Genomic DNA, 19,163 nt, shown 5'->3' with positions numbered 1-19,163 from the left:
CGATTTACGACACATTAACCACTGCATTTTTTTCCTCGGGAATTCCGTACATGCGAGAGCGATCCCAGACTAATTTACCCGTGAGCAATTCGGTCACATCAATCCCGTTGCCAATCACGCCGGGAACGCTGGGATAACCGGCACTCGCGCCGACAAAAAATAGATTCGGCAGTTCGGTTTGATATCCGATGCGATTCAATCCCACTTGATTGGGAATCAATTTTGCGCCGTAAATGTTGCCCTGCGGTTGACCTAAATAATGCTCGGTAGTGGTGGGGGTACCGGAGACTTTGAGCTGGATGTACTCGTCAATATCGGGGATGATATCGCGGACGCTTTCCATCAAATTCTCGTAAAATTCTTCCTTTTTGGCTTTATAGGCTTTTAAGTCGGTTTCGTGCAGTTTTTTGAACGGTTCGTAGGGACAAATGGTGCTAATTTCCAAGACGTGATGTCCTGGGGGAGCCATTCCCGGTGCGCCGGATTTCAGGGTGGGACAGGAGAGGAAAATCCAGGGGCGATCGAAAGAGCCTTCGAGTTGTTGTTGATAGGAGCGATTCAGGTTTCCGTGGGGATAATACCACAGATTCCAGTTACCGATTCCGTACTTTTGCGGATCGAATCGTTCGTCTACACCGAGGTAAATGTTAAAAGCGCTGCTGGAATATTCGTAATCGGTGAGGCGATCGCGTTCCGACTGACTTAATGCGCGATCGTCGTGCATCAGTGCCACGGTTAATTTCGGGTCTAAATCGCTGATATAGGCTTGGGTGGCTTGATAGGTTTCTCCCCCAGCTTTCACGGCTTCCACCGTGCCATTTTTCACCTGAATATGTTCCACGGGCGTGGAGTATTGCACTACCCCGCCGTGGGATTGAATCGCTTCTACAATCGTGTCCACGAAGTGCTTGAAGTGATGTTTGGGATAATATGCGCCGGCGGCATAATCTCGCACGAGAGAGGTATGAGGAAGCAGTGAAATTTGGTTGGGAGGCAATCCATAGTCACCACTTTGACCCGCCAAGAGGTCTTGCAACTTTGGCGATAAACCGACTTTATCGTAAAGGTCTTGCAAGGTCCAGTGGCGTTTGGAAAATACATCTAAGTATTTGGGCAATTTCAACCAATCGGACCACTTGCGATTGTACCAGTTGAAATCGCGCACTAAGCCCCGCATTTGTTTGTGCAGGTGCTTGATTTCGTCGCAATAGCGGTTAATGGCGGTGGATTCTTCGGGAAAGGTGGCGAGGAGGCGATCGCGAAAGGTTTCCCATCCCAAGGGAATGTTAAAATCCACGTCTGGGGTAATGACGCGATCGATGCAGTCGGGATCGAGTAAATTGAACTCTACGTCTCGTTCGATAAAGCTCAAAAACCGCCCGATGGTGCGATCGCGCGTGCATTGAGAAATGTAGTGAACGTCGGCACAAAAACTGTACTGTCCGATATCAAAGGTGTGACAGCAACCGCCCGGTAAATAATGCTTTTCTAACACCGCCACGCGATGTCCTTGCTTGCTCAAACAAGCGGCGGCAGAAAGTCCACCCAGTCCGGCTCCGAGTATCACATAATCAAAGCTTTTCATCGCATTTACCCCTCTTTAATTCTGCAAGTGTTGTGTTAAAATATATTGGAGAGATTGCTTCGAGTCTTTGTGGCAGCGGTATAGCAAAACGGGGGACTATGCCCCCGAATTACAGGCTCGGATTTCTCTGCGGGTACGGGTCATAGATGACTCGAACTCAGGGCAGCAAAACCGGGGTTAAGGCGATCGCTTACACCGGTTTTTTGCGCGGATCCACTGCAGCGATCAGATCGGCCAAGTCGCTGGCGTGGTCTTCTTCATCGGCGAGAAGTTGTTCGATTAAGCGCCGGGTGGTGGGGTCGGCATTGCCAAAATAGTTAACTAACTTGCGGTAAATTTCGATAACCACCCGTTCGGCGACTAAATCTTCTTTAATCAGTTCCACAAGTTCCACATTCGGACCGCTAGAACCGTATTCCGTGGAAGAACGCTGGACAATTGTTGCCGGATTGAAATCGGGATCGCCGCCGAGTTGATCGATGCGTTCGGCGAGGACCATCATGTGTTCGTGTTCGCTGGCGGCATGTTCGGCAAATTCCGCTGCCACTTGGGGATAATTAATCCCTTTGGCAATCACTTCGTGGTGGCGATAGCGCAAAACGCACAAAATTTCCGATGCCAGGGCTTCGTTGAGCAGCTTGTAGGTTTGCTCTAAGTCGAGGGGATAATCTTCCGTGATTGCCCCTTCTTCAATGGATTGACGCGCCTCTTGACGCACTTTTTCCACATCATAAAGTTCGGTTTTTTGCGGTTGTGTTGCAGTCATATTGTTCGTTCCTCTTCGCTTTTTCTTAACTGACAATTAATTTGCCGTTGGGGTATCTTATTTAAAGTCGCCTTTCAGTTCAACCGGAAACGAGCATTTTTTGTAAAACTCTCGGTTTCCCTTTTTATGGATCGGCTGGTTCTAGAGTGGCATACCCTAGGTTAGCCTACCTATTTCCCCCCCGAGATCGCTTCTATCTAAAGGCTGAATTTTCTGTGAATCTTGCTGGTGGCGATCGCCACCAGAGAGCATCCGAGGTGCGGTCAATTTGAAAAGCATTTTTGAGCCATTGCCATCTATCGCAAGGGAGATTTTTTCACCGGGATGGAAAGCGGGAACCCACTGCAAATTCGCCGATGCTTCGCCGCCACCGAATGGTAATGCAGGCAACAAATCTGGCAAACATTCGCCCCGGGTTGCAGTTTTCAGGCCGATAAATGCTGCTGATTGCCGCTCGATGTGGTATAATGAAGTGTTAGCAAAATCGGGGGGCGATCGCCAATCTGATTTAAAGACTACAATATATTTAGGAGCACTTAACGGAAACCAATACCATGAACGAACCAACCGACCCACCTACCAATGCATTTAACTCTCACGAACCCCCACCCCCCCACACCCAAGAGTTAGAAATTCCCGAGCAATCACCGGGAAGTCCGCACGAACAAGCGGAAGATGTGCCAAACGCTCACCCGTCTCAAACGCGCAAAGCGTTTAAGCAGCTCTACATCATTTTAGTGGCGATCGGCGCAATTATCGGCATATTTGCCGCAATCGGGGTGGTGAAACTACTCGGGGAATGGGGACTCACCGATCCCCCGGTGCGGGTGGAGGAACGGCAAAATGAAGTGCCCTAGGCGCGATCGCGGCTAACGGCTTAACGTCATCAGCCGTTAGTGATGTTGTCACCCCCCGAAAATGGTCGGGTAGAAACCGAAATATAACCCGGTTTCCACCCGACCATACAAATGTCAGGTTTTGGCTAGGTACAATCCGATGATTAAGCGTTGACCCTGCACCCTTGGGGGTAATAGCTAGAGATCGTCCATCATTGATTGTAACTGTTGCAATTCAGCTAGGCGGGATTTTAAATCCTGGATTTCGGGGTTTTCCGGTTTGTTGTGTTCCCACATGTTTAGCCAATATTGTGCGGCTTCAACCTCTTCTTTGTAAAAAGCGAGATAGACTTGCGAGCGACAAAACAACCCATATTCTGTAAAGTATAAGTGCTTTTGTGACAACAGGGGTTTGAGCAATTCTTCAGCGCGAGGGATTTTATGTTCCTCTAACATTCGGAAGGCGAGGGAGATACGAGCTATACTATAATCCGGAAATCGCTCGTGAATTTCTTTGATGAGGGCATAGGCTTTTTCCTCCTGCCCTTGTTGGTTGTAAGCTACTGCTAGATTATTTAACAAATCCGGGGCGTCGGGTTCGATTTCCAGCGCTTGAAGGAAAGCCAGCGAACCCGCACCGACTGTAGGTGTAAGCGAGAGTGCAACGGTTTGATTCTCACCTAAACTGGGATTGTCGCTGGAAAATTCGCGGCGATCGCCCCCTCAAAGAAAGATTGACGGCTGCTTTTCTTTCTAGGGACAGAGCCAATTGCTCATCCTTAAGAGTGATGCGTATTGCCTCGGGATTCGCCTATGATAATGATTATAAGGGTCAACCGATTTTCACAAAATTATAATTCAGCTAACGGGTAAAAATGCCCATCCAAAGGGAAGTAGACCAATAAAAAATGGCAAAATAAAAGCAAACTAATCCCCGGAAATAATCGCTTAGCAGAGAAAAATATGAGGAAAGAAAGATGAAAAAAATACCTAGATTTATTTTCACTGCCGTGGTGCTGTTTGCGGCAGCGGGTTGCCAAGTGGCGAAAACGAGCGCCAGCGCTCCAAATACCACGCAAATCGATAGCAAACCCCCGGATGCGGACACCGCTTGGGAAACCTATAACGATGGCACTCGATCCCTGCGAAGACGACAAGCAAATGCAGACATTCGTGCCAGGGAGCAGCGGAATAATTGGTGGGGCAATCCCGAACGACGCGCCGATCGCGATCTCGAAAGCGAAGTTAGAAGTAAATTAGAGGTAAATTTACCGGCGAGTTTGCTCACCGTTGATGCAGAAGCGGGAGTGGTGACAATCGCCGGCACAGTTCCCACATCAGAGCAATTCGAGCGCATCGAACCCTTAGCCAAGGAGATTAAAGGGGTAAAACGGGTAAAAGTCAACGCGATTGTCGCGCCGGCAGTTTCCGAACAGAACTCGTGAAGCCAAGGGTGTGAAAGCGGCAAGCTGAAGGAGTCGCGATCGCGTAAATTTCCCTCCCAAGACAGAGGAATTTCCCGAGCAAAAGGGATAAGCTAAAGAGGAGTGCAGGAGAGCCTACCTTGGCAAAACCTGCGCCATATATTTGATGATAAACGGGAGGAAAAATGGCTTTTTTAAAAGATAAACGAGCCGTGGGTGTCTTTTCTCGCTACGAAGACGCCGAAGCCGCGTTCAATGAACTGCGACGGGCTGGATTTAGTATCGACAATATTTCGATAATTGCCCCAGATATTCACCGACGGGAGAATGTGACGGGAGTAGACGTGAATCATCATCGCACGATGGGAGATGCTGCCTCTGCCCCTGCCACGCGCACCTATACGGAACCCGCCGGCGATCGCGCAGGGGAAGGTGCGGCCACTGGTGCGATCGCCGGGGGCACCGTGGGCGGTTTTATCGGCTTGCTGGAAGGCTTGACCGCACTGACCATTCCCGGTATCGGTCCGGTGCTGTTTGGTGGCGCGATCGCCAATATCCTGGCCAATACTTTGGCAGGAGGCGCGATCGGTGCGGCAGCCGGCGGTTTAGTCGGAGCGTTGGTCGGATTGGGCATTCCGGAAGAGCGCGCCCGCGTGTATAACGAGCGGGTGTCCAGAGGCGACTACTTGTTAATCGTGGAAGGCACGGAAGACGAAATCCGTCGCGCCGAACGAATTCTCAGCCGCCTCGGCATTGAAGAGTGGGGCATCTATGACATTCCCGGCGAGAGTCGCCACAGTCCCTCTGCCTCTATGAGTGAGACGACCCCCAACTCGGCACGTCCGGTGAGGATGGAACAACACCAACGCGCGGTGGGTCTGTTTTCCACTTCTAGAGCGGCGGAAGAAGCGCTGCAAGAACTGAGGGACGAAGGGTTTCCGATGGAAAAGGTGTCAGTAATCGCCCGCGATCGCGACCGTCAGGGGAACTTAGCGAGCATTGAGGTGGAACCTGCCGGGGGTAACAAAGCCGATGAAGGTGCGGCAGCCGGTGCGATTACAGGCGGTGCCGTCGGTGGCTTGACCGGCTTGCTCGTCGGACTCGGTGCCTTGGCAGTTCCCGGCGTTGGACCGTTGCTGCTCGTCGGTGCGGAAGCCACTGCCCTCGCCAGTACCGTGGCAGGAGGCGCGATCGGTGCAGCTGCAGGCGGTTTAGTCGGCGCACTCATCGGGCTGGGCATTCCGGAAGAACGCGCCAAACTATACAGCGATCGCGTCGCACAGGGCGATTATTTGGTCCTCGTGACCGCCACTGAAGGAGAAATTCGCTTCGCTGACTCGATTCTCAATGCCCGAGGCATTCGCGAATGGGGCATCTACGAGCTTCCCGGGGAACCCTTTCCCGAAAGCAGCACTCCCTATCGCGATCGCTCTCACCATTATACTCAACCCCGCGCGGGAACGTCTAATTATCATCCCACCGGACGAGTATAATCCCGTTGCGAAATGAGAAGATCTCTCTCGTAGAGGCCCGAGCGATCGGGTCTCTCCCCTAACGCAATTTCCTCCCTTTTTCACTGAATTTCAAACAGTTTTATAGAAACCAATTGACTCGCTATGCTACTATTAACTCACCCCAGAAAACTTAAAAAATTTATTCCGATGTTACTCACCAGTGCGATTGTATTGGGTGCAGGTGCTTGCAGCGTAGACCGCACCAGCGCCGACGCTCCCAATAGCGTTTACGCCCCCGGTGAAGTGCCCGATATTGAAGACGTGCAAGAAACGGTAGAAGACGCGAAAAGTGACCTGCGTCAAGCGCAAATTGCCTCGGACGAACGGGCAAGGGAACAACGAGCAGCCACATTCGGCGACCCGTTAGAAATCGACGAAGACAACATCGAAAGTCTGGTTCGCAATCGCTTAGAAACGCAATTGCCGGCCAGTATTCTTGCAGTTGATGCCGATGAAAATGGATTGGTGACCATATCCGGAACGGTGCAAACCATCAACGAACTAAATGCGATCGCCCCGGTGGCAATGGAGATTCCCGGGGTACAGGTGGTAGAATTAAATGTCCAAGTCGCGCCCGCTATTCCGGAAGAAATTGAGTAACCGTTGGCCGAGGGAACCGATTTCTCTGAAGTAGGGTGGTTTAATCCACCCTACTTTTATTTTTCCCCTCCGACTCCCTTGTAAATTGCTTGGCAATGGGGTAAACTATTCTACATCAGTCAAACTCATGGCTAAATTATCCTCTAATTCCCCCGTTCCCCATGCGAATCATTCATACTGCCGACTGGCATCTCGGACGACGATTAAAAGGCGTCGATCGCACCCGCGAAATTGCAGGCGCGTTGGAGCAAATTCTCCACCATGCCAAAGAATTGGACGTGGATGCGATGCTAATTGCCGGGGATATTTTCGACATTCCCAACCCGCCCGCCTACGCCGAAAAAGTGGCCTATCAATTTTTTTATCAGTTACAAGAAGCGGGCATTCCCGCTGTGGCGATCGCGGGAAATCACGACTCCGCTACCCGCATCGATGGACTGGCGCACCTGCTCTCTCTGGCGGGAGTTCGTGCCTTGGGAAAACCCCGTTTGGCGGATGACGGAGGCGCGGTCATTCTGAATACGAAAAGCGGCAAACTCTGCGTTGGTGCCTTACCCTTTGCGTCGGAACGGCGGATGTTGAACGCTCATGCATTGTGGCATCAAAATGACGAACAGCAACGGCAAAGTTATCGGGAAGTAGTTGGCGAAGTTTTTGCCGATTTAACGAGCTGGTTTAAAGAAAAGCAAGTCAATATTTTGATGGGTCATATGGCAATGGATGGCGCAAAATTGGCGCAATCGGAAGTCGCTTACTACACCCGCGACACCTACGCCATTTCTCGCCAAACTTTACCCCCAGAAGCGCAATATATCGCCCTCGGGCATATCCACGTTCCTCAGCAAATTCGCACCAGTCCGCCCACCTATTATTCCGGTTCGTTAATTCAAATTGATTTTGGAGAAGCGGAACAAGAAAAAGGCTTTTATTTGATTGAAGTCGAACCGGGAGAACCGGCCCAGGTGGAATTTATTCCGTTAATCTGTCAGCGCCCGTTAAAAGTAATTCGCTGTACGGGGGACAGTTTAGATGAAACCTTAGAAGCGCAACAGTATTATCCGGGGTTTTTGAAGGTTATTGTCGAATTAGACAGTCCGGTTCTCGGATTGGCCGATCGCGTGCGGCAAATTTGTCCTCAAGCCCTGCAAATTCAACCCTTTTATCCCGACTCCTTTTTTCAGCGCCCCCAACCCACGCGCAGTTCCGCCGAACTCGACCCGGTGCAGGAATTTCGCAATTACTATCAAGAACGACTCGGCTACTCCCCGGATCCGGCGGTGGAGCGAGAATTTAAAAATCTTTATAAAAAATTAAGAGAAAAGAAGCCGGTGGGATAACATGAAAGGATAAACTAGATAGCTAATCCGAAAGCACGCCGAGGCGATCGGCGTGCTAAACTTAACCCAAAAACCGCTCGTTCTCAACTACTTGATTGCAATATGCGACCCCTCGAACTTTCTCTAGCCGGATTTACCAGCTTTCGCCGCGAACAAACCCTGAATTTTTCAGAGTTAGATTTGTTCGCCATCACCGGGGCCACGGGGGCGGGGAAGTCCTCGTTACTCGATGCCATCACCTATGCCTTATATGGAACCACTGCCCGCACCTCCCAAGTAAGCGAATTAGTGAGCCAAGGGGCGAGTGAGTTAAAAGTGCAATTTCGGTTTTCCGTGTCTCGCGGAGAGTTTCGGGTGACGCGGCGCTGGCGATATCGCCCCAGTAGCCCAGTAACGCAGGTATTGTTAGAACAAGCCCTGAGCGATCGCAGTTGGGAAACCCTGGAAACGAAGGAACGGGAAACGAAAAAAGCGATCGCGGAGATTCTGGGAATGGACTTTCATACCTTTACCCGGGTTATCCTGCTCCCGCAAGGTCAATTTGACGAGTTTTTAAAAGGAAATACCAGCAAGCGGCGAGAAATCCTGCGACAGCTCGCCGGATTCGAGATATTCGAGCGGATGCGGAAGGAAACCAACGATTTGGCGCGGATGCTCAAGCAAGAAGTGGCCACCATCGAGCGGCAAATCGCCGATCTCGCCGTACCAGACGAGGTAGAAGTGCGAGAGACGCGATCGCAACTCACCGAGTTAGAAGCAGGCTTAAACGCGCTCAATGCCGAAGTATTCAACGCGCAGAAATTGCTCGATGAGGAGGAACGGTTATTCCAGCAGATAACCCGCCTGAGCCAGTTGCAGCAACAATTGCAGGAGTTAAACCGCCAATCTGGCGAAATCGAAAGCCTGCAAACCCGGTTGGCGCAGTCGCAACGGGCCGATCGCTTGCAAGCCGAGTGGGCATTTGTGCGAGAGGCGCGAGAGCAAGCCCACCTCACGGAAACTGCGGCCCGGGAAGCCAGCGCCCGTCTCGCGCAAGCCGCCAGCCAACGGGCGGCGGCGGAAGAAAACTTGGCAAAAGTGAGAGCGGAAGCGGAGGCGATCGCGCCGCAAATTGCCGCCCGGGAAGCCGCCTTAGCCACGGCGAAAGTTTACGAAGCCCAACGGCAACAATTAGAGCGGGAAGTGGCGATCGCTACGAGCAGTTTGCAGCAAAAACAGCGTCAGCAACAAGCCGCCAAACATCAACTCACGCAAGCTTCCGCCAAGCTCAAATTTGCCACCATGCAACTGCAAAGCGCCACCGACGCCCTGCAGCGACATCAACCGGGAGGGGAACGGTTAGACCGTCTCACTACCGTTGCGCCGCTACTGGGGGAATGGGCGATGGTGGAAAAGCAACTGAAACAGCAGGGCAAGGCACTTGACAGCGCCGTGCGGGAAAAGTATAATCAAGAAGAAGAGTATCGGGCGGCGATTTTAAACCGGGAACGAGCCGAAACGGCGATCGCGGCGATTCGGCAACAACTCGAAGCCGCAGAAAACGCCAACGCGGAAGCGGCGCGCGCCAACCATGCTGCCGCATTGCGGATGACCTTGCAACCGGGGGATACTTGCCCGGTGTGTGGCGGCTTGCACCCGGAAACCGAAGCAGAATTGCCCTCTTTAGCGGCATTTGATATTATCGATACCGTCCCCCTGCGGCAAGAAGAAGCCCGGGCAGCGCAAGCATTGCAAAGGGCGCAACTGAGCGCAACCAAGGCAGAAGCGGCTTTAGAGAATATCGCACAAAAAGAATCCGAGACGCGGGCACAACTCGAAAGCACCCAGCAGCAACAGGATCGGTTGCGCCAACAGATTGCGGCGGCGTTACAGTTACCCGCATCAGCCGCTATCGACGCGATCGCCCTACAGCAGGAACGGGAAGCGCTGCAACACAGCGATCGCCAGTATCGCGCCGCTGCCGACGCCCAGAAACAAGCTGTATCACAATTAGAGAGCGCGCAACAGGCCCAGGAGTTTGCCACCCAAACCCATACCGCCGCCGTCACCGAGTCGGAAGCCGCCACGGCGGAACTGGCACGACGACAGCACAACCTGCAAGCCGCAAGGGACAAACTGCATGAGATAACCGAGGGTCAGTCTTACGAGGCACTCGCACAAGCGCTCAGCCGACAAAAACAAACCCTCCGCGATCGCGCAGAAGCCGCCGAAAACGCCGCGCGATCGGTGCAGACGAACGAGATACAACTGCGGGAACAGACCCACCAAGCCACCACCGCCGCAGATACAGCACGAGACAAAAAAGAGCAATTAAATGCCCGGTGGAAAGAGACCCTAAAAGGTGCCGATTTTACCGAAGAAAGCTTTCTCGAAGCAATCGTTTCTCCCGCACAACAAAGCCAATGGCAAACCGCGATCGCCCAGTACAGAGAAACGAAAGTCGAGCTATCCACGCGGGTGAATGATTTACAAGAAATTATCGGCGATCGAACCACCGATTTAACCCAACTTAACCAGCGGCGCAGCGCCCAAAAAATCGCCGAAGGCAAATTAAAAGCGGCGCAAGATAAGCGTGTGGAACTCTCCACCTGGATTCAAGCAGCCGAACAAAAACAAGCACAGGGGAAAAAACTGCTCGCCGAATGCGAAACCGTCACTCAAAATTATGAAATTTATCGGACTTTGGCGCAAAATCTAAAAGCCAATGAATTTCAGGCTTATATTTTAGAGCATTTAGAAGCCGAATTAGTTGCCCGCGCCACTCTGTTGTTAAAAGAACTCACCGACGCGCGCTATGCGCTGCAAATGCAAGGGGGAGAATATTGGGTTGAAGATAACTGGAATGGCGGCGAACTGCGACGGGTACGAACCCTTTCCGGTGGGGAAACCTTTGCTGCCTCTTTATCGATGGCGATCGCCCTTTCAGAAAAGCTCTCGATGGGCGCAGAATTAGGCAGTTTATTTTTAGATGAAGGCTTCGGCACGTTAGATGCAGAAACCCTAGAAAGCGTCACGCAAATTTTAGACTCCCTGCGCCAACAAAACCGCCTCATCGGGGTTATTACCCACGTAAAAGCCCTGGGAGAACGATTGCCAAATCAGGTAAAAGTGTTTAAATCTCCTCAAGGCTCTCGCCTGGAAGTGGAAATGCTTTGATGAGGTTATAATATTAAGTCCGCTCGATTGGTCTGAAAAAGCCCAGCACCCCAGAAGGGTAGGGCTAAATGCAACATTGCCCGCCTACGCGGGCTATTTTTATTGGCAATAAAACGCACACTATATTAACCTGGTTTTTTTCTCAACCACTGTCCTAATTAGCAAAAAATAGGAGTGCAACAATCGGTGTTTAGTTTCCTCTATTTATACTCAACTGACGGTAAAGCATTCCGGCATAAAGATTAACCATTTTGCCGCAAATGCTTCCCCGATTTACCCGGGGATAAACTTGTTGAGTTTTTCTACCAAAACATACACCGTGGTTAATGGATTGCCACCTGCTGGGTTTGGTGGATCGTATTCTTGCAAAAGCCGTCGTGCGTTTTTAATAGCAGTGGGTTGTTTGCTTTCCAGTTCCTCTGTAATGATTCTTCGTTGAGTGTTGTATTTTCTACTTTGATATCGTGAATTACAACATCTAACTCTTTGACGAATTTAATAATTTCCATTCTATAGCCATCTTTTTCAAAATAGTCCAGTGTATGCTGCCTGGGACTCATATTCTGTAGACCTGATATAACCTGTAGGTTATGGCGAAATCACAATAATATTTTTTGTGAAATTTCTCCATTAAATTGCGCCACTACAGAAATAAATAAGGCATTACTTCTGGTTTTATTGTTTAGTTTTTTTCCTTCTTTGAAGGATTGTCTAATGCTAAAATTTTCTTTTTTTCTTTCAAAAAGCATTCGTTATTGTTGCTTTGGCACCTGGGCTAACCACTCAGAAACTACCTCCATTTTGTCTACTTAAAATCCATATCTATATTGTTTTGCTTTTAATCTGAAAACAATTTCAAAAAAAGAGGGGTGGCCGAGAGTTTCGGTACTCAGCCTGAAGGTTTCCACATTTATTTCTTCCGCAATCTGGGTTTCTTTCGATGAATTGAGGACAAACCAACGCATGAAAGCGATCGCCTGAGCAAGATTGCTCTTGCCACTGGCATTGGCTCCATAGATAGCTGCACTTTTGAGTAAGCTGAGTTCGTTATCAACTTGAAAGACGTTATTTGTATCAATATTTTTATCCGAAGAAGTAATGTCTGCCGTCACCATGCTGAATGTGACAGTTTCTTTGAAGGAGCGGTAGTTGCCGACGCTGAACTCAATTAACATAACAAACATCTACTCAAAGGAATTCGGGTAATTAGCTAAAGTTTTACATAGTTTCCTACTATAACACAGAACGGGCGAGTCGGGAAGCGATCTCCAGGTTCAAGTGGCCACTTTCCCAGTCTTTGCATTGCAGAGGGTCAATCGGTGGCGCAAGTCCCACCCTATAGAATATGGGATATCCACCGCATTTTCGGCCATATGGGGGGATTTTATACAGTGAAGTTTGCCCCTGCGATGCCATTTAACCGAAGAGGCGATCGCCTCCCTTATTTCCTCAAAAATTGGCGGCAATTATTTGCCCGCTCTACCCCTTTGCCATTATAATAGAAAAGCGTCCCACACAGATAAGGAGCAGACCTTGTTTACTCAGGTCATTGTAGCAAATTCTCACCGAGGCGATGTGACACAAACAGAATTAGAGGCGATCGTTCCCACTGAAGCGATCGCCCTCGCCAAGCGCAATGTGCAAAAGGCAATTCCGGCAATTGCCAAAAACCTCAACTTAACCCGCTCGATTGAAGCAATTGTGCAGCAATTACCCACCCGTCATCAGCTCAATATCGGGGATGGTCGATGTTTGGAAACCCTCCCCGATAAAAGCGTTCATTTCGTGGTGACTTCTCCGCCCTATTGGACGCTGAAATCCTACCCCAACCGGGAAGGACAACTGGGAACAATTGACGATTATGAGGAATTTTTAAGCGAACTGGATCGGGTGTGGAAACAGGTTTTTCGCCTGTTGGTTCCCGGTGGAAGATTGGCGATTGTGGTGGGGGATGTCTGTGTGCCCAGACGGCGGTTTGGTCGTCATGTAGTATTTCCGTTACATGCCAGCATTCAAGAACGATGTCGTCAAATTGGTTTTGATAATTTAGCGCCAATTATTTGGCATAAAATTGCGAATTCCAAATGTGAATCTAATCGAAAATCGAAGTTTTTAGGAAAGCCTTACGAACCGAATGCAGTGATTAAAAATGACATTGAATACATCCTGTTTCAGAGAAAATCTGGGGGCTATCGTCAGCCGAATTTAGCGACGCGAATTTTATCGGTAATTCCGGAAGCAACTCATCGGGAGTATTTCCAACAAATTTGGACGATTGGCGGGGCTTCAACGAAATCGCATCCCGCCCCCTATCCAATCGCGATCGCCGAACGTCTGATCCGGATGTTTTCGTTTGTAGGCGATACCGTTCTCGATCCGTTTATGGGAACCGGCAGTACGAATTTAGCCGCCAGTCGATGGGGCCGTCACAGTATTGGGATTGAAATTGAACCGCAGTATTTTGAATTCGCCCACTTGCGAATGAAGGAAGAGGAAAAATACGGCACATTCGCTTGAAAGTTATAAATTATTATAACATATTTATTCCCGAAATGGCAATAATTTTTCCTAGGGTAAAATCAAGGTTACAACCCAACTTTTTCCCTTAACTGGCGAACTTTTCCTCACCTTGGCTCCTTTTTTCCGAACAAATGGCGCAGGATTTCGTCCCAGATTGGGTATCCTGCAATGGAGGAGATGGCATCGCCCGGGTAGATTAGTGTAGTGTGAGTAGGGAAGGTTATGGGGGCGAATTTGCCGGGATACCGTTTACCCCCAGGCGCGATCGCCGCTTCTTCCAATGATTATCCATTAGCAAGGGAACAATCAAAATGGTTTTGACACTCTCCGATGTATTTAACCCCAACTATTATCGGTCGATTTATCCGGATATCGCTCAATTCAGCGACCCAGAAGCATTACAACATTTCCGACAATTTGGCCTTGCTGAAGGGCGGCAATTTTCCCCAGTGGTCGATTTAGATTACTATCAATCTTTGCATCCCGACCTTCAGGGACTAAATCGAGAAACGCTTTTGCAGCATTTGCTTGCTTTTGGCATCAGTGAAGGGCGCAGTTTTTCCCCAGCAGTTGACCTCAATTACTATCAAACCATTCATCCGGACTTAAGTCAATTCATCCGGGAAGAAGCCTTGCAGCATTTAATCGAATTTGGTTTGAGTGAAGGGCGCAGTTTCTTTCCGCCGAGTTCCGAACCCGAGAATAACGAATCGGGGATGTCGGTTGAGGAGGAACCTGCCCCAATGCCCACAGATGGGGATTCGATCGCCGCTAGCGATAACAGCGTTTTAAACGGCAGTAATGCAAACGATACCCTGTTGGCATTAGGCGAAAACAGCACGTTAGTCGGCAGTCAAGGCAACGATTCTCTATTTGCGGCCAATGGCGCGGGAAGCAATTTATTACAAGCAAAAGCGGGCAATAACGTTCTGGTTGCTGGGGCGAATACCGATACTTTGGTCAGCGGTTCTGGGAATGATTTTTTAGTGGGAAGTGCGGGAAACGATACCTTAGAAAGCGGGGCGGGAAATGATAGCTTGTCAGGAGGATTAGGGGCAGATAGTCTGGTTGCCAGTGCGGGAATTTCCCAGGGTTTTGTGTATCAAACGCCCACGGCGACAGAAGGCAACGATACGGTGACGGTATTTGAAAGCGGTACGGATCGATTTTATTTGAAACGCGGCGTAAATCACTTCGATTTTGCGGAAGATGCGATCGGGGGACTGCGAACTCAGGTGGATTTTTTCGCCGTTACCTCGAGAAGCGAATCTTATTCGGGAACCTTTGCATTGCCGGGAGGAACGCAACTGGAATTGGCTTCGATTGTGTTTGACGCTCAACCCGGGGAAGGCGGGATTTTGTACTACGACCCCAGTGGTGGAGTGGCAGCAACGGCGGCGAATTCGACGGGGGATTTGGTGCAAATTGCGGTGATTGAAAGTGGGGAAGTGATGGCGAACGATATTATTATTTTTTAAGGTGGATTGGGTTGAAAGTGAGACAAGGCGATCGCCCATCAATTCTTCCCGATCGCCTTTCCTTAAATTAAGGCAACTGCTGCAAGGCGATCGCCAGTTCTTCTATCCGGCGTTCTATTTCCGGTAGGGCGGTTTCCGCCGGGGTTTTATCCACATCGCACACATTCCAATAGGCGATCGCCTCCGCCCATTGGGGAAAGCGTTGTGCTATCATAGGACGATGTTCCGTTTCATCTAAGGCGATAATGCGATCGGCGGTGGCAAAATCTGCCGACTCTGCCGATCGGGGAAATCGTTCGCGATCGCCAATCTCAATCCCGAGTTCTGCCAATCGTCGCACAGTGTACTTGGAAATCGGCCCTACATTGTTGACGCCCAGTTCCAGGGCCAATCCCCGGGAATCCGCTTGCCAATCCAGTTGGTGTTTTGCTGCTAAGGCATTAAACAGATGTTCCGCAAACCGACTGCGGTAGTAATTGCCCGTACAGAGAAATAGCACTTTTTTCATGGATTTTTTCCTCTCCCTACGAGTGATATTGTGGATTTTAGTTTAAGCGATCGCCGATGTTTGACGGGCACCTATCGCTAGTATATAGTTGCTAAATTTAGCAATTGCATTGACTGCCAAGTTCGATAAATCGCTCATTTTTTATCCCTCTATTTCCCGGTTTCATGCCGATTTCTGTTCCTCAAAGGTGGTGATAAATTCCTTTGGAATCGGTTTGGGTTTCATGGTAGCGGCATCTACCCACACCCACAAAACTTCTGCAGTGACCACCAAATTTTCCTCTCCTTTTTTGCGAATTTCATACTGGCGAATAGCCCGAGTGCCCCGTACTTTTGACAACCAGGTAGTAATCTCCAAAATATCCCCGGCGACGGCGGGACGCAGGTAGTCGATTTCCACGCGGCGCATGACGAAATAACCGCCGAGTTCTCGATAGCGATCGAGGGAAAAACCGAGATGTTCGGAGTGTTGAATTCCCACATCTTCCAGGTAATGCTGATAGCTGGCGTTGTTGACGTGACCGAGAGCATCCATTTCATAGTGACGCACGCGGATATGGGTAATAAATTTTTGCATGGCGATCGCGCTTTGCAGAATTGACCTTTTTGGTTATATCATAAAATTGGCGGTTAATCTGCAGAAAGGGGAGAAAATTGGCGCAGGAGAGAGGAATTAATCCCCCGTTTTTCCTTGCCGATCGCGCTTGAGGGCAAAATCCACCGCTAGGGCGATCGCCAATCCCACGCCATAGGCGACAAAATCCCAGAGTTCAAATTGCGAACCGAAGACAATTGTACTGACAAACGAGCCATTTTTCGGGGTCAGTTCCCATAACTGCGCCAGTTCGATGGCGGTGGCGATCGCGCCAATCGCTGCAGCGCGCCAATACGCCGCAGCTTTCCAAAACAAACTGAGGAGAAAATAGAGAAATGCCACCGCCACTACATCTCCGACATAAAAGCGAAAAAACTGCCAACCGGGACCTTTATAAAATAGGATGGCAACGCCTGCGAAAAATGAGAGAATAGAGGGGAGGAGAAAGCGGGTTTGCCAGGAGCGATCGGGGTTAACCTGCATCAGATAATTCCGGGTAGATTCGGTTTAGACGTTAAGTGAGATAATGGGAACGGGCAGCGACTTCCACCTCACTTGCACCGATCGCGCGATCGAGGGTGGCTTCCATCACGGCGGTGGTTTGCCCGGATACGGAAAACACCAAAGCTTCGCGATAGACCCGTTGGGCGGGATGATGGCTGAGATTCGCCGCACCACTGGAAACCGTGACGGCGGCGTGAGCGCAGCGATTGGCCAGGGCAATCGCCCAGGCTCGCAATTGTAGCGACGTTAGCGGGGAGGGGTTGGCCTGCCGATCGCCGGTGGACTCGGCGGGATTCTGGGTGGAGCGTTGGTATATCGCACTTCGACAGGTGTTTAATTCGCGATCGAGGGCGGCCCAAGCTGCGGCAATGGCGGGCAGTTGTTTCTTCTTGCGGGCGGATTCTACAATGTCCAATCCCGCCCGGGCGCAACCCAAGGCAAAAAAACTGTGATGCAATACATTGTGGCGATCGCTTTCATGTATCCATCCCGCCGGTTTGACAAACACCACCCGCGCTGCGGGTAAAAACCAGCGTTCGAGCTGACCGATAACGGTTTGGGTGGATTGCATGGCGGCAAGCTGCATTGGCTCACTAAAGGTAACACTGCCGCCATTGTCCTGGGTATCGGCAAAGGGAACCACGCCATAAAGTGCCCGCCCATCGGGCAATTCGGCACCGACGATAAATTCCGAAAACGACCCCCATCCGGTTACCCAAGGCACTTGACCGTCGATCGCAAATCCACCCGCCACGGGTCGCGCTTTCACCATCGGGGTACCGCGCCGCCGCAATTGGGAGAACCCCACCCCTAACAAGCGATCGCCGCTTGCCAGATGGGGCAAATACGCCTGTTTCAGCGCCTCGTTGTCGCTGCGAGCCAGCATTCCGCTCGCACTTTGGTGCTGTGTCTGCAAAAAGGCTAAGGCACCGGAATATCGCGCTACCATTTCCTGAAACTGGCGGGCGGTTTCCGGATCCGCACCGCCCCACGCTTCGGGAACTTTCAGGGCTAATAATCGGCGATCGCCCAATCCGGCGAGGGCCTGGCGCAGCACCTCCGGATCGCGATCGAGCGCTGTGGCATTCGGTGCCACGGTTTCTCGCAAGTAAGACTCGGCAACTGCTAGCCGTTGTTGCTGGGATTTCATGGGAGTTTTCAATCGAATTGCCATCAAGTCAAGGTGAATGAGGTTTATTCTATCACAAAATGTTGTTCCCGGACAACCCCCGTGGCGATCGCCTGCTTTTTAGGGTAGAAACTTAAAAGGATATAAAATTTATCTGCAAGCCACAACGGCAGTGGTACAATTGGAGAAAATCCGCAAAGCGTTGCAGTATTATGCCAGCAAATTCAGAAACCCAAGCCTTGTTAGCGGAAATCGCCCAGTGGGAATTTCCGCCGATTTCCAAACTCAACCCGACCAAAGTGCGGGAAGTGAACGAAATCTTTCTCCGGTTTTCCCACGCGCGCGAAGCGATCGCCCAGGTGGAAAACCGCTCAATTCCCGGTCCGGCAGGGGAAATTCCGCTGCGAATCTATACCCCAGCGGGGCAAGCGCCGTTTCCGGTGTTGGTGTACTTTCACGGGGGCGGATGGGTCATCGGCAATCTGGAGATGGAAGAGAGTATCTGTCGCACGTTGGCGAATCGCGCCGATTGTGTGGTGGTGTCGGTGGATTATCGCTTGGCACCGGAACATTTGTTCCCCGCCGCTGCCGAAGATGCCTATGCGGCGACCCTGTGGGTGGCGAATCATGCCGCAGAACTCAACGCCGATCGCGATCGCCTTGCCGTCGGGGGAGAAAGTGCGGGGGGCAATTTGGCGGCAGTGGTGGCACAGATGGCGCGCGATCGGCAAAGCCTTTCTCTCGTTTATCAACTGTTATTTTATCCGGTAATTCAATACCGATTCGATACCCCATCTTATCGGCAAAATAGCAAATATTATCTATTAACTAAACCCTTGATGAAATGGTTCTGGGATTGCTATCTTACCAGTGCGGCTGACGGGAAAAATCCCTATGCTTCGCCGATGTTTGCTAAAACTCTGCACAATCTACCTCCCGCCTTGATAATTACTGCGGAATTAGACATCCTGCGCGACGAAGCGGAACTCTACGGCGATCGCCTGCAAGCCGCAGGAGTTCCCGTCAAAATCAGTCGCTATAATGGCACGATTCACGGTTTTGTCAATTTGGCGAAAAAGTTACCGCAAGGATTGTCCGCCCTCGAAGAAGCATCAACCGCTTTAAGTGCCGCATTTAAGGCTTAATCTACTGCAAGGCACAAGTCGGCTGGCAGGCGACGCTTATGTGGAAAACCGAGGGAGTTTTGAATTA

20 protein-coding genes are annotated in these 19,163 nt (G+C 50.6%); 9 read left to right on the top strand and 11 right to left on the bottom strand.

Annotated features, from left to right (window positions below):
- Positions 1 to 4 precede the first annotated feature (4 nt).
- The 3 genes from LKK83_RS25930 to LKK83_RS25920 form a co-directional block, all read right to left on the bottom strand.
- Positions 5 to 1,585 (bottom strand): phytoene desaturase family protein, encoded by a 1,581-nt coding sequence (locus LKK83_RS25930; RefSeq protein ID WP_324634358.1) that lies wholly within the window; start codon positions 1,583 to 1,585, stop codon positions 5 to 7.
- Between the two features lie 190 nt (positions 1,586 to 1,775).
- Positions 1,776 to 2,351, bottom strand: coding sequence for a ferritin-like domain-containing protein (locus LKK83_RS25925; protein WP_324634357.1), 576 nt, complete (start codon positions 2,349 to 2,351; stop codon positions 1,776 to 1,778).
- 156 nt (positions 2,352 to 2,507) lie between these two features.
- Positions 2,508 to 2,918, bottom strand: a complete 411-nt coding sequence (locus tag LKK83_RS25920; RefSeq protein ID WP_324634356.1) for a hypothetical protein — start codon at positions 2,916 to 2,918, stop codon at positions 2,508 to 2,510.
- On the opposite strand from LKK83_RS25920, the gene LKK83_RS25915 reads away from it, so the two are divergent.
- On the top strand, positions 2,906 to 3,208 hold the full coding sequence (locus tag LKK83_RS25915; RefSeq protein WP_324634355.1) for a hypothetical protein: 303 nt from the start codon (positions 2,906 to 2,908) through the stop codon (positions 3,206 to 3,208). The genes LKK83_RS25920 and LKK83_RS25915 overlap by 13 nt on opposite strands.
- Positions 3,209 to 3,385: 177 nt before the next feature.
- On the opposite strand, the gene LKK83_RS25910 is transcribed toward LKK83_RS25915, so the two are convergent.
- A complete protein-coding gene (locus LKK83_RS25910) occupies positions 3,386 to 3,814 on the bottom strand; it encodes a tetratricopeptide repeat protein (RefSeq protein ID WP_324634381.1) in 429 nt (142 codons plus the stop codon).
- 350 nt (positions 3,815 to 4,164) lie between these two features.
- Between LKK83_RS25910 and LKK83_RS25905 the strand changes: the two genes are divergently transcribed.
- The 5 genes from LKK83_RS25905 (at position 4,165) to LKK83_RS25885 (ending at position 11,218) form a co-directional block, all read left to right on the top strand.
- Positions 4,165 to 4,632: a BON domain-containing protein gene (locus tag LKK83_RS25905; protein WP_324634354.1), complete on the top strand. Its 468-nt coding sequence runs from the start codon at positions 4,165 to 4,167 to the stop codon at positions 4,630 to 4,632.
- A 164-nt stretch (positions 4,633 to 4,796) separates the two neighbouring features.
- On the top strand, positions 4,797 to 6,104 hold the full coding sequence (locus tag LKK83_RS25900; protein ID WP_324634353.1) for a general stress protein: 1,308 nt from the start codon (positions 4,797 to 4,799) through the stop codon (positions 6,102 to 6,104).
- 123 nt (positions 6,105 to 6,227) lie between these two features.
- Positions 6,228 to 6,725, top strand: a complete 498-nt coding sequence (locus LKK83_RS25895; RefSeq protein ID WP_324634352.1) for a BON domain-containing protein — start codon at positions 6,228 to 6,230, stop codon at positions 6,723 to 6,725.
- A gap of 161 nt (positions 6,726 to 6,886) precedes the next feature.
- Entirely contained in the window at positions 6,887 to 8,062 is a 1,176-nt protein-coding gene (locus tag LKK83_RS25890; RefSeq protein WP_324634350.1) for an exonuclease SbcCD subunit D, read from the top strand.
- Between the two features lie 102 nt (positions 8,063 to 8,164).
- Positions 8,165 to 11,218, top strand: a complete 3,054-nt coding sequence (locus LKK83_RS25885; RefSeq protein WP_324634349.1) for an SMC family ATPase — start codon at positions 8,165 to 8,167, stop codon at positions 11,216 to 11,218.
- 323 nt (positions 11,219 to 11,541) lie between these two features.
- On the opposite strand, the gene LKK83_RS25880 is transcribed toward LKK83_RS25885, so the two are convergent.
- The 3 genes from LKK83_RS25880 to LKK83_RS25870 are packed head-to-tail and all read right to left on the bottom strand — an operon-like array spanning position 11,542 to position 12,393.
- A complete protein-coding gene (locus LKK83_RS25880) occupies positions 11,542 to 11,778 on the bottom strand; it encodes a hypothetical protein (protein WP_324634348.1) in 237 nt (78 codons plus the stop codon).
- 39 nt (positions 11,779 to 11,817) lie between these two features.
- A complete protein-coding gene (locus tag LKK83_RS25875; protein ID WP_324634347.1) occupies positions 11,818 to 11,967 on the bottom strand; it encodes a hypothetical protein in 150 nt (49 codons plus the stop codon).
- Positions 11,968 to 12,027: 60 nt separating this feature from the next.
- The gene (locus LKK83_RS25870; protein ID WP_324634346.1) at positions 12,028 to 12,393 is read right to left on the bottom strand and encodes an AAA family ATPase; all 366 of its coding nucleotides are present in this window, start codon (positions 12,391 to 12,393) and stop codon (positions 12,028 to 12,030) included.
- Between the two features lie 358 nt (positions 12,394 to 12,751).
- Between LKK83_RS25870 and LKK83_RS25865 the strand changes: the two genes are divergently transcribed.
- A complete protein-coding gene (locus LKK83_RS25865) occupies positions 12,752 to 13,735 on the top strand; it encodes a DNA-methyltransferase (RefSeq protein WP_324634345.1) in 984 nt (327 codons plus the stop codon).
- 314 nt (positions 13,736 to 14,049) lie between these two features.
- Positions 14,050 to 15,216: a calcium-binding protein gene (locus tag LKK83_RS25860; RefSeq protein ID WP_324634343.1), complete on the top strand. Its 1,167-nt coding sequence runs from the start codon at positions 14,050 to 14,052 to the stop codon at positions 15,214 to 15,216.
- A gap of 67 nt (positions 15,217 to 15,283) precedes the next feature.
- On the opposite strand, the gene LKK83_RS25855 is transcribed toward LKK83_RS25860, so the two are convergent.
- From LKK83_RS25855 to LKK83_RS25840, 4 genes are all read right to left on the bottom strand, one after another.
- The gene (locus LKK83_RS25855) at positions 15,284 to 15,724 is read right to left on the bottom strand and encodes an arsenate-mycothiol transferase ArsC (RefSeq protein ID WP_324634341.1); all 441 of its coding nucleotides are present in this window, start codon (positions 15,722 to 15,724) and stop codon (positions 15,284 to 15,286) included.
- Between the two features lie 162 nt (positions 15,725 to 15,886).
- Positions 15,887 to 16,300: an acyl-CoA thioesterase gene (locus LKK83_RS25850; RefSeq protein ID WP_324634339.1), complete on the bottom strand. Its 414-nt coding sequence runs from the start codon at positions 16,298 to 16,300 to the stop codon at positions 15,887 to 15,889.
- A gap of 96 nt (positions 16,301 to 16,396) precedes the next feature.
- A complete protein-coding gene (locus LKK83_RS25845; RefSeq protein WP_324634338.1) occupies positions 16,397 to 16,801 on the bottom strand; it encodes a DUF2809 domain-containing protein in 405 nt (134 codons plus the stop codon).
- A gap of 31 nt (positions 16,802 to 16,832) precedes the next feature.
- Positions 16,833 to 17,996 carry an acyl-CoA dehydrogenase family protein gene (locus LKK83_RS25840; protein WP_324634336.1) on the bottom strand — a complete coding sequence of 388 codons (1,164 nt, stop codon included), beginning with the start codon at positions 17,994 to 17,996 and terminating at the stop codon, positions 16,833 to 16,835.
- Positions 17,997 to 18,163: 167 nt separating this feature from the next.
- On the opposite strand from LKK83_RS25840, the gene LKK83_RS25835 reads away from it, so the two are divergent.
- On the top strand, positions 18,164 to 19,096 hold the full coding sequence (locus tag LKK83_RS25835; protein ID WP_324634335.1) for an alpha/beta hydrolase: 933 nt from the start codon (positions 18,164 to 18,166) through the stop codon (positions 19,094 to 19,096).
- Positions 19,097 to 19,163: the final 67 nt, after the last annotated feature.

This window comes from Phormidium sp. CCY1219, assembly GCF_035615515.1.
Taxonomy (GTDB): domain Bacteria; phylum Cyanobacteriota; class Cyanobacteriia; order Cyanobacteriales; family Laspinemataceae; genus CCY1219.
This window is presented reverse-complemented; position numbering and strand designations above follow the sequence as displayed.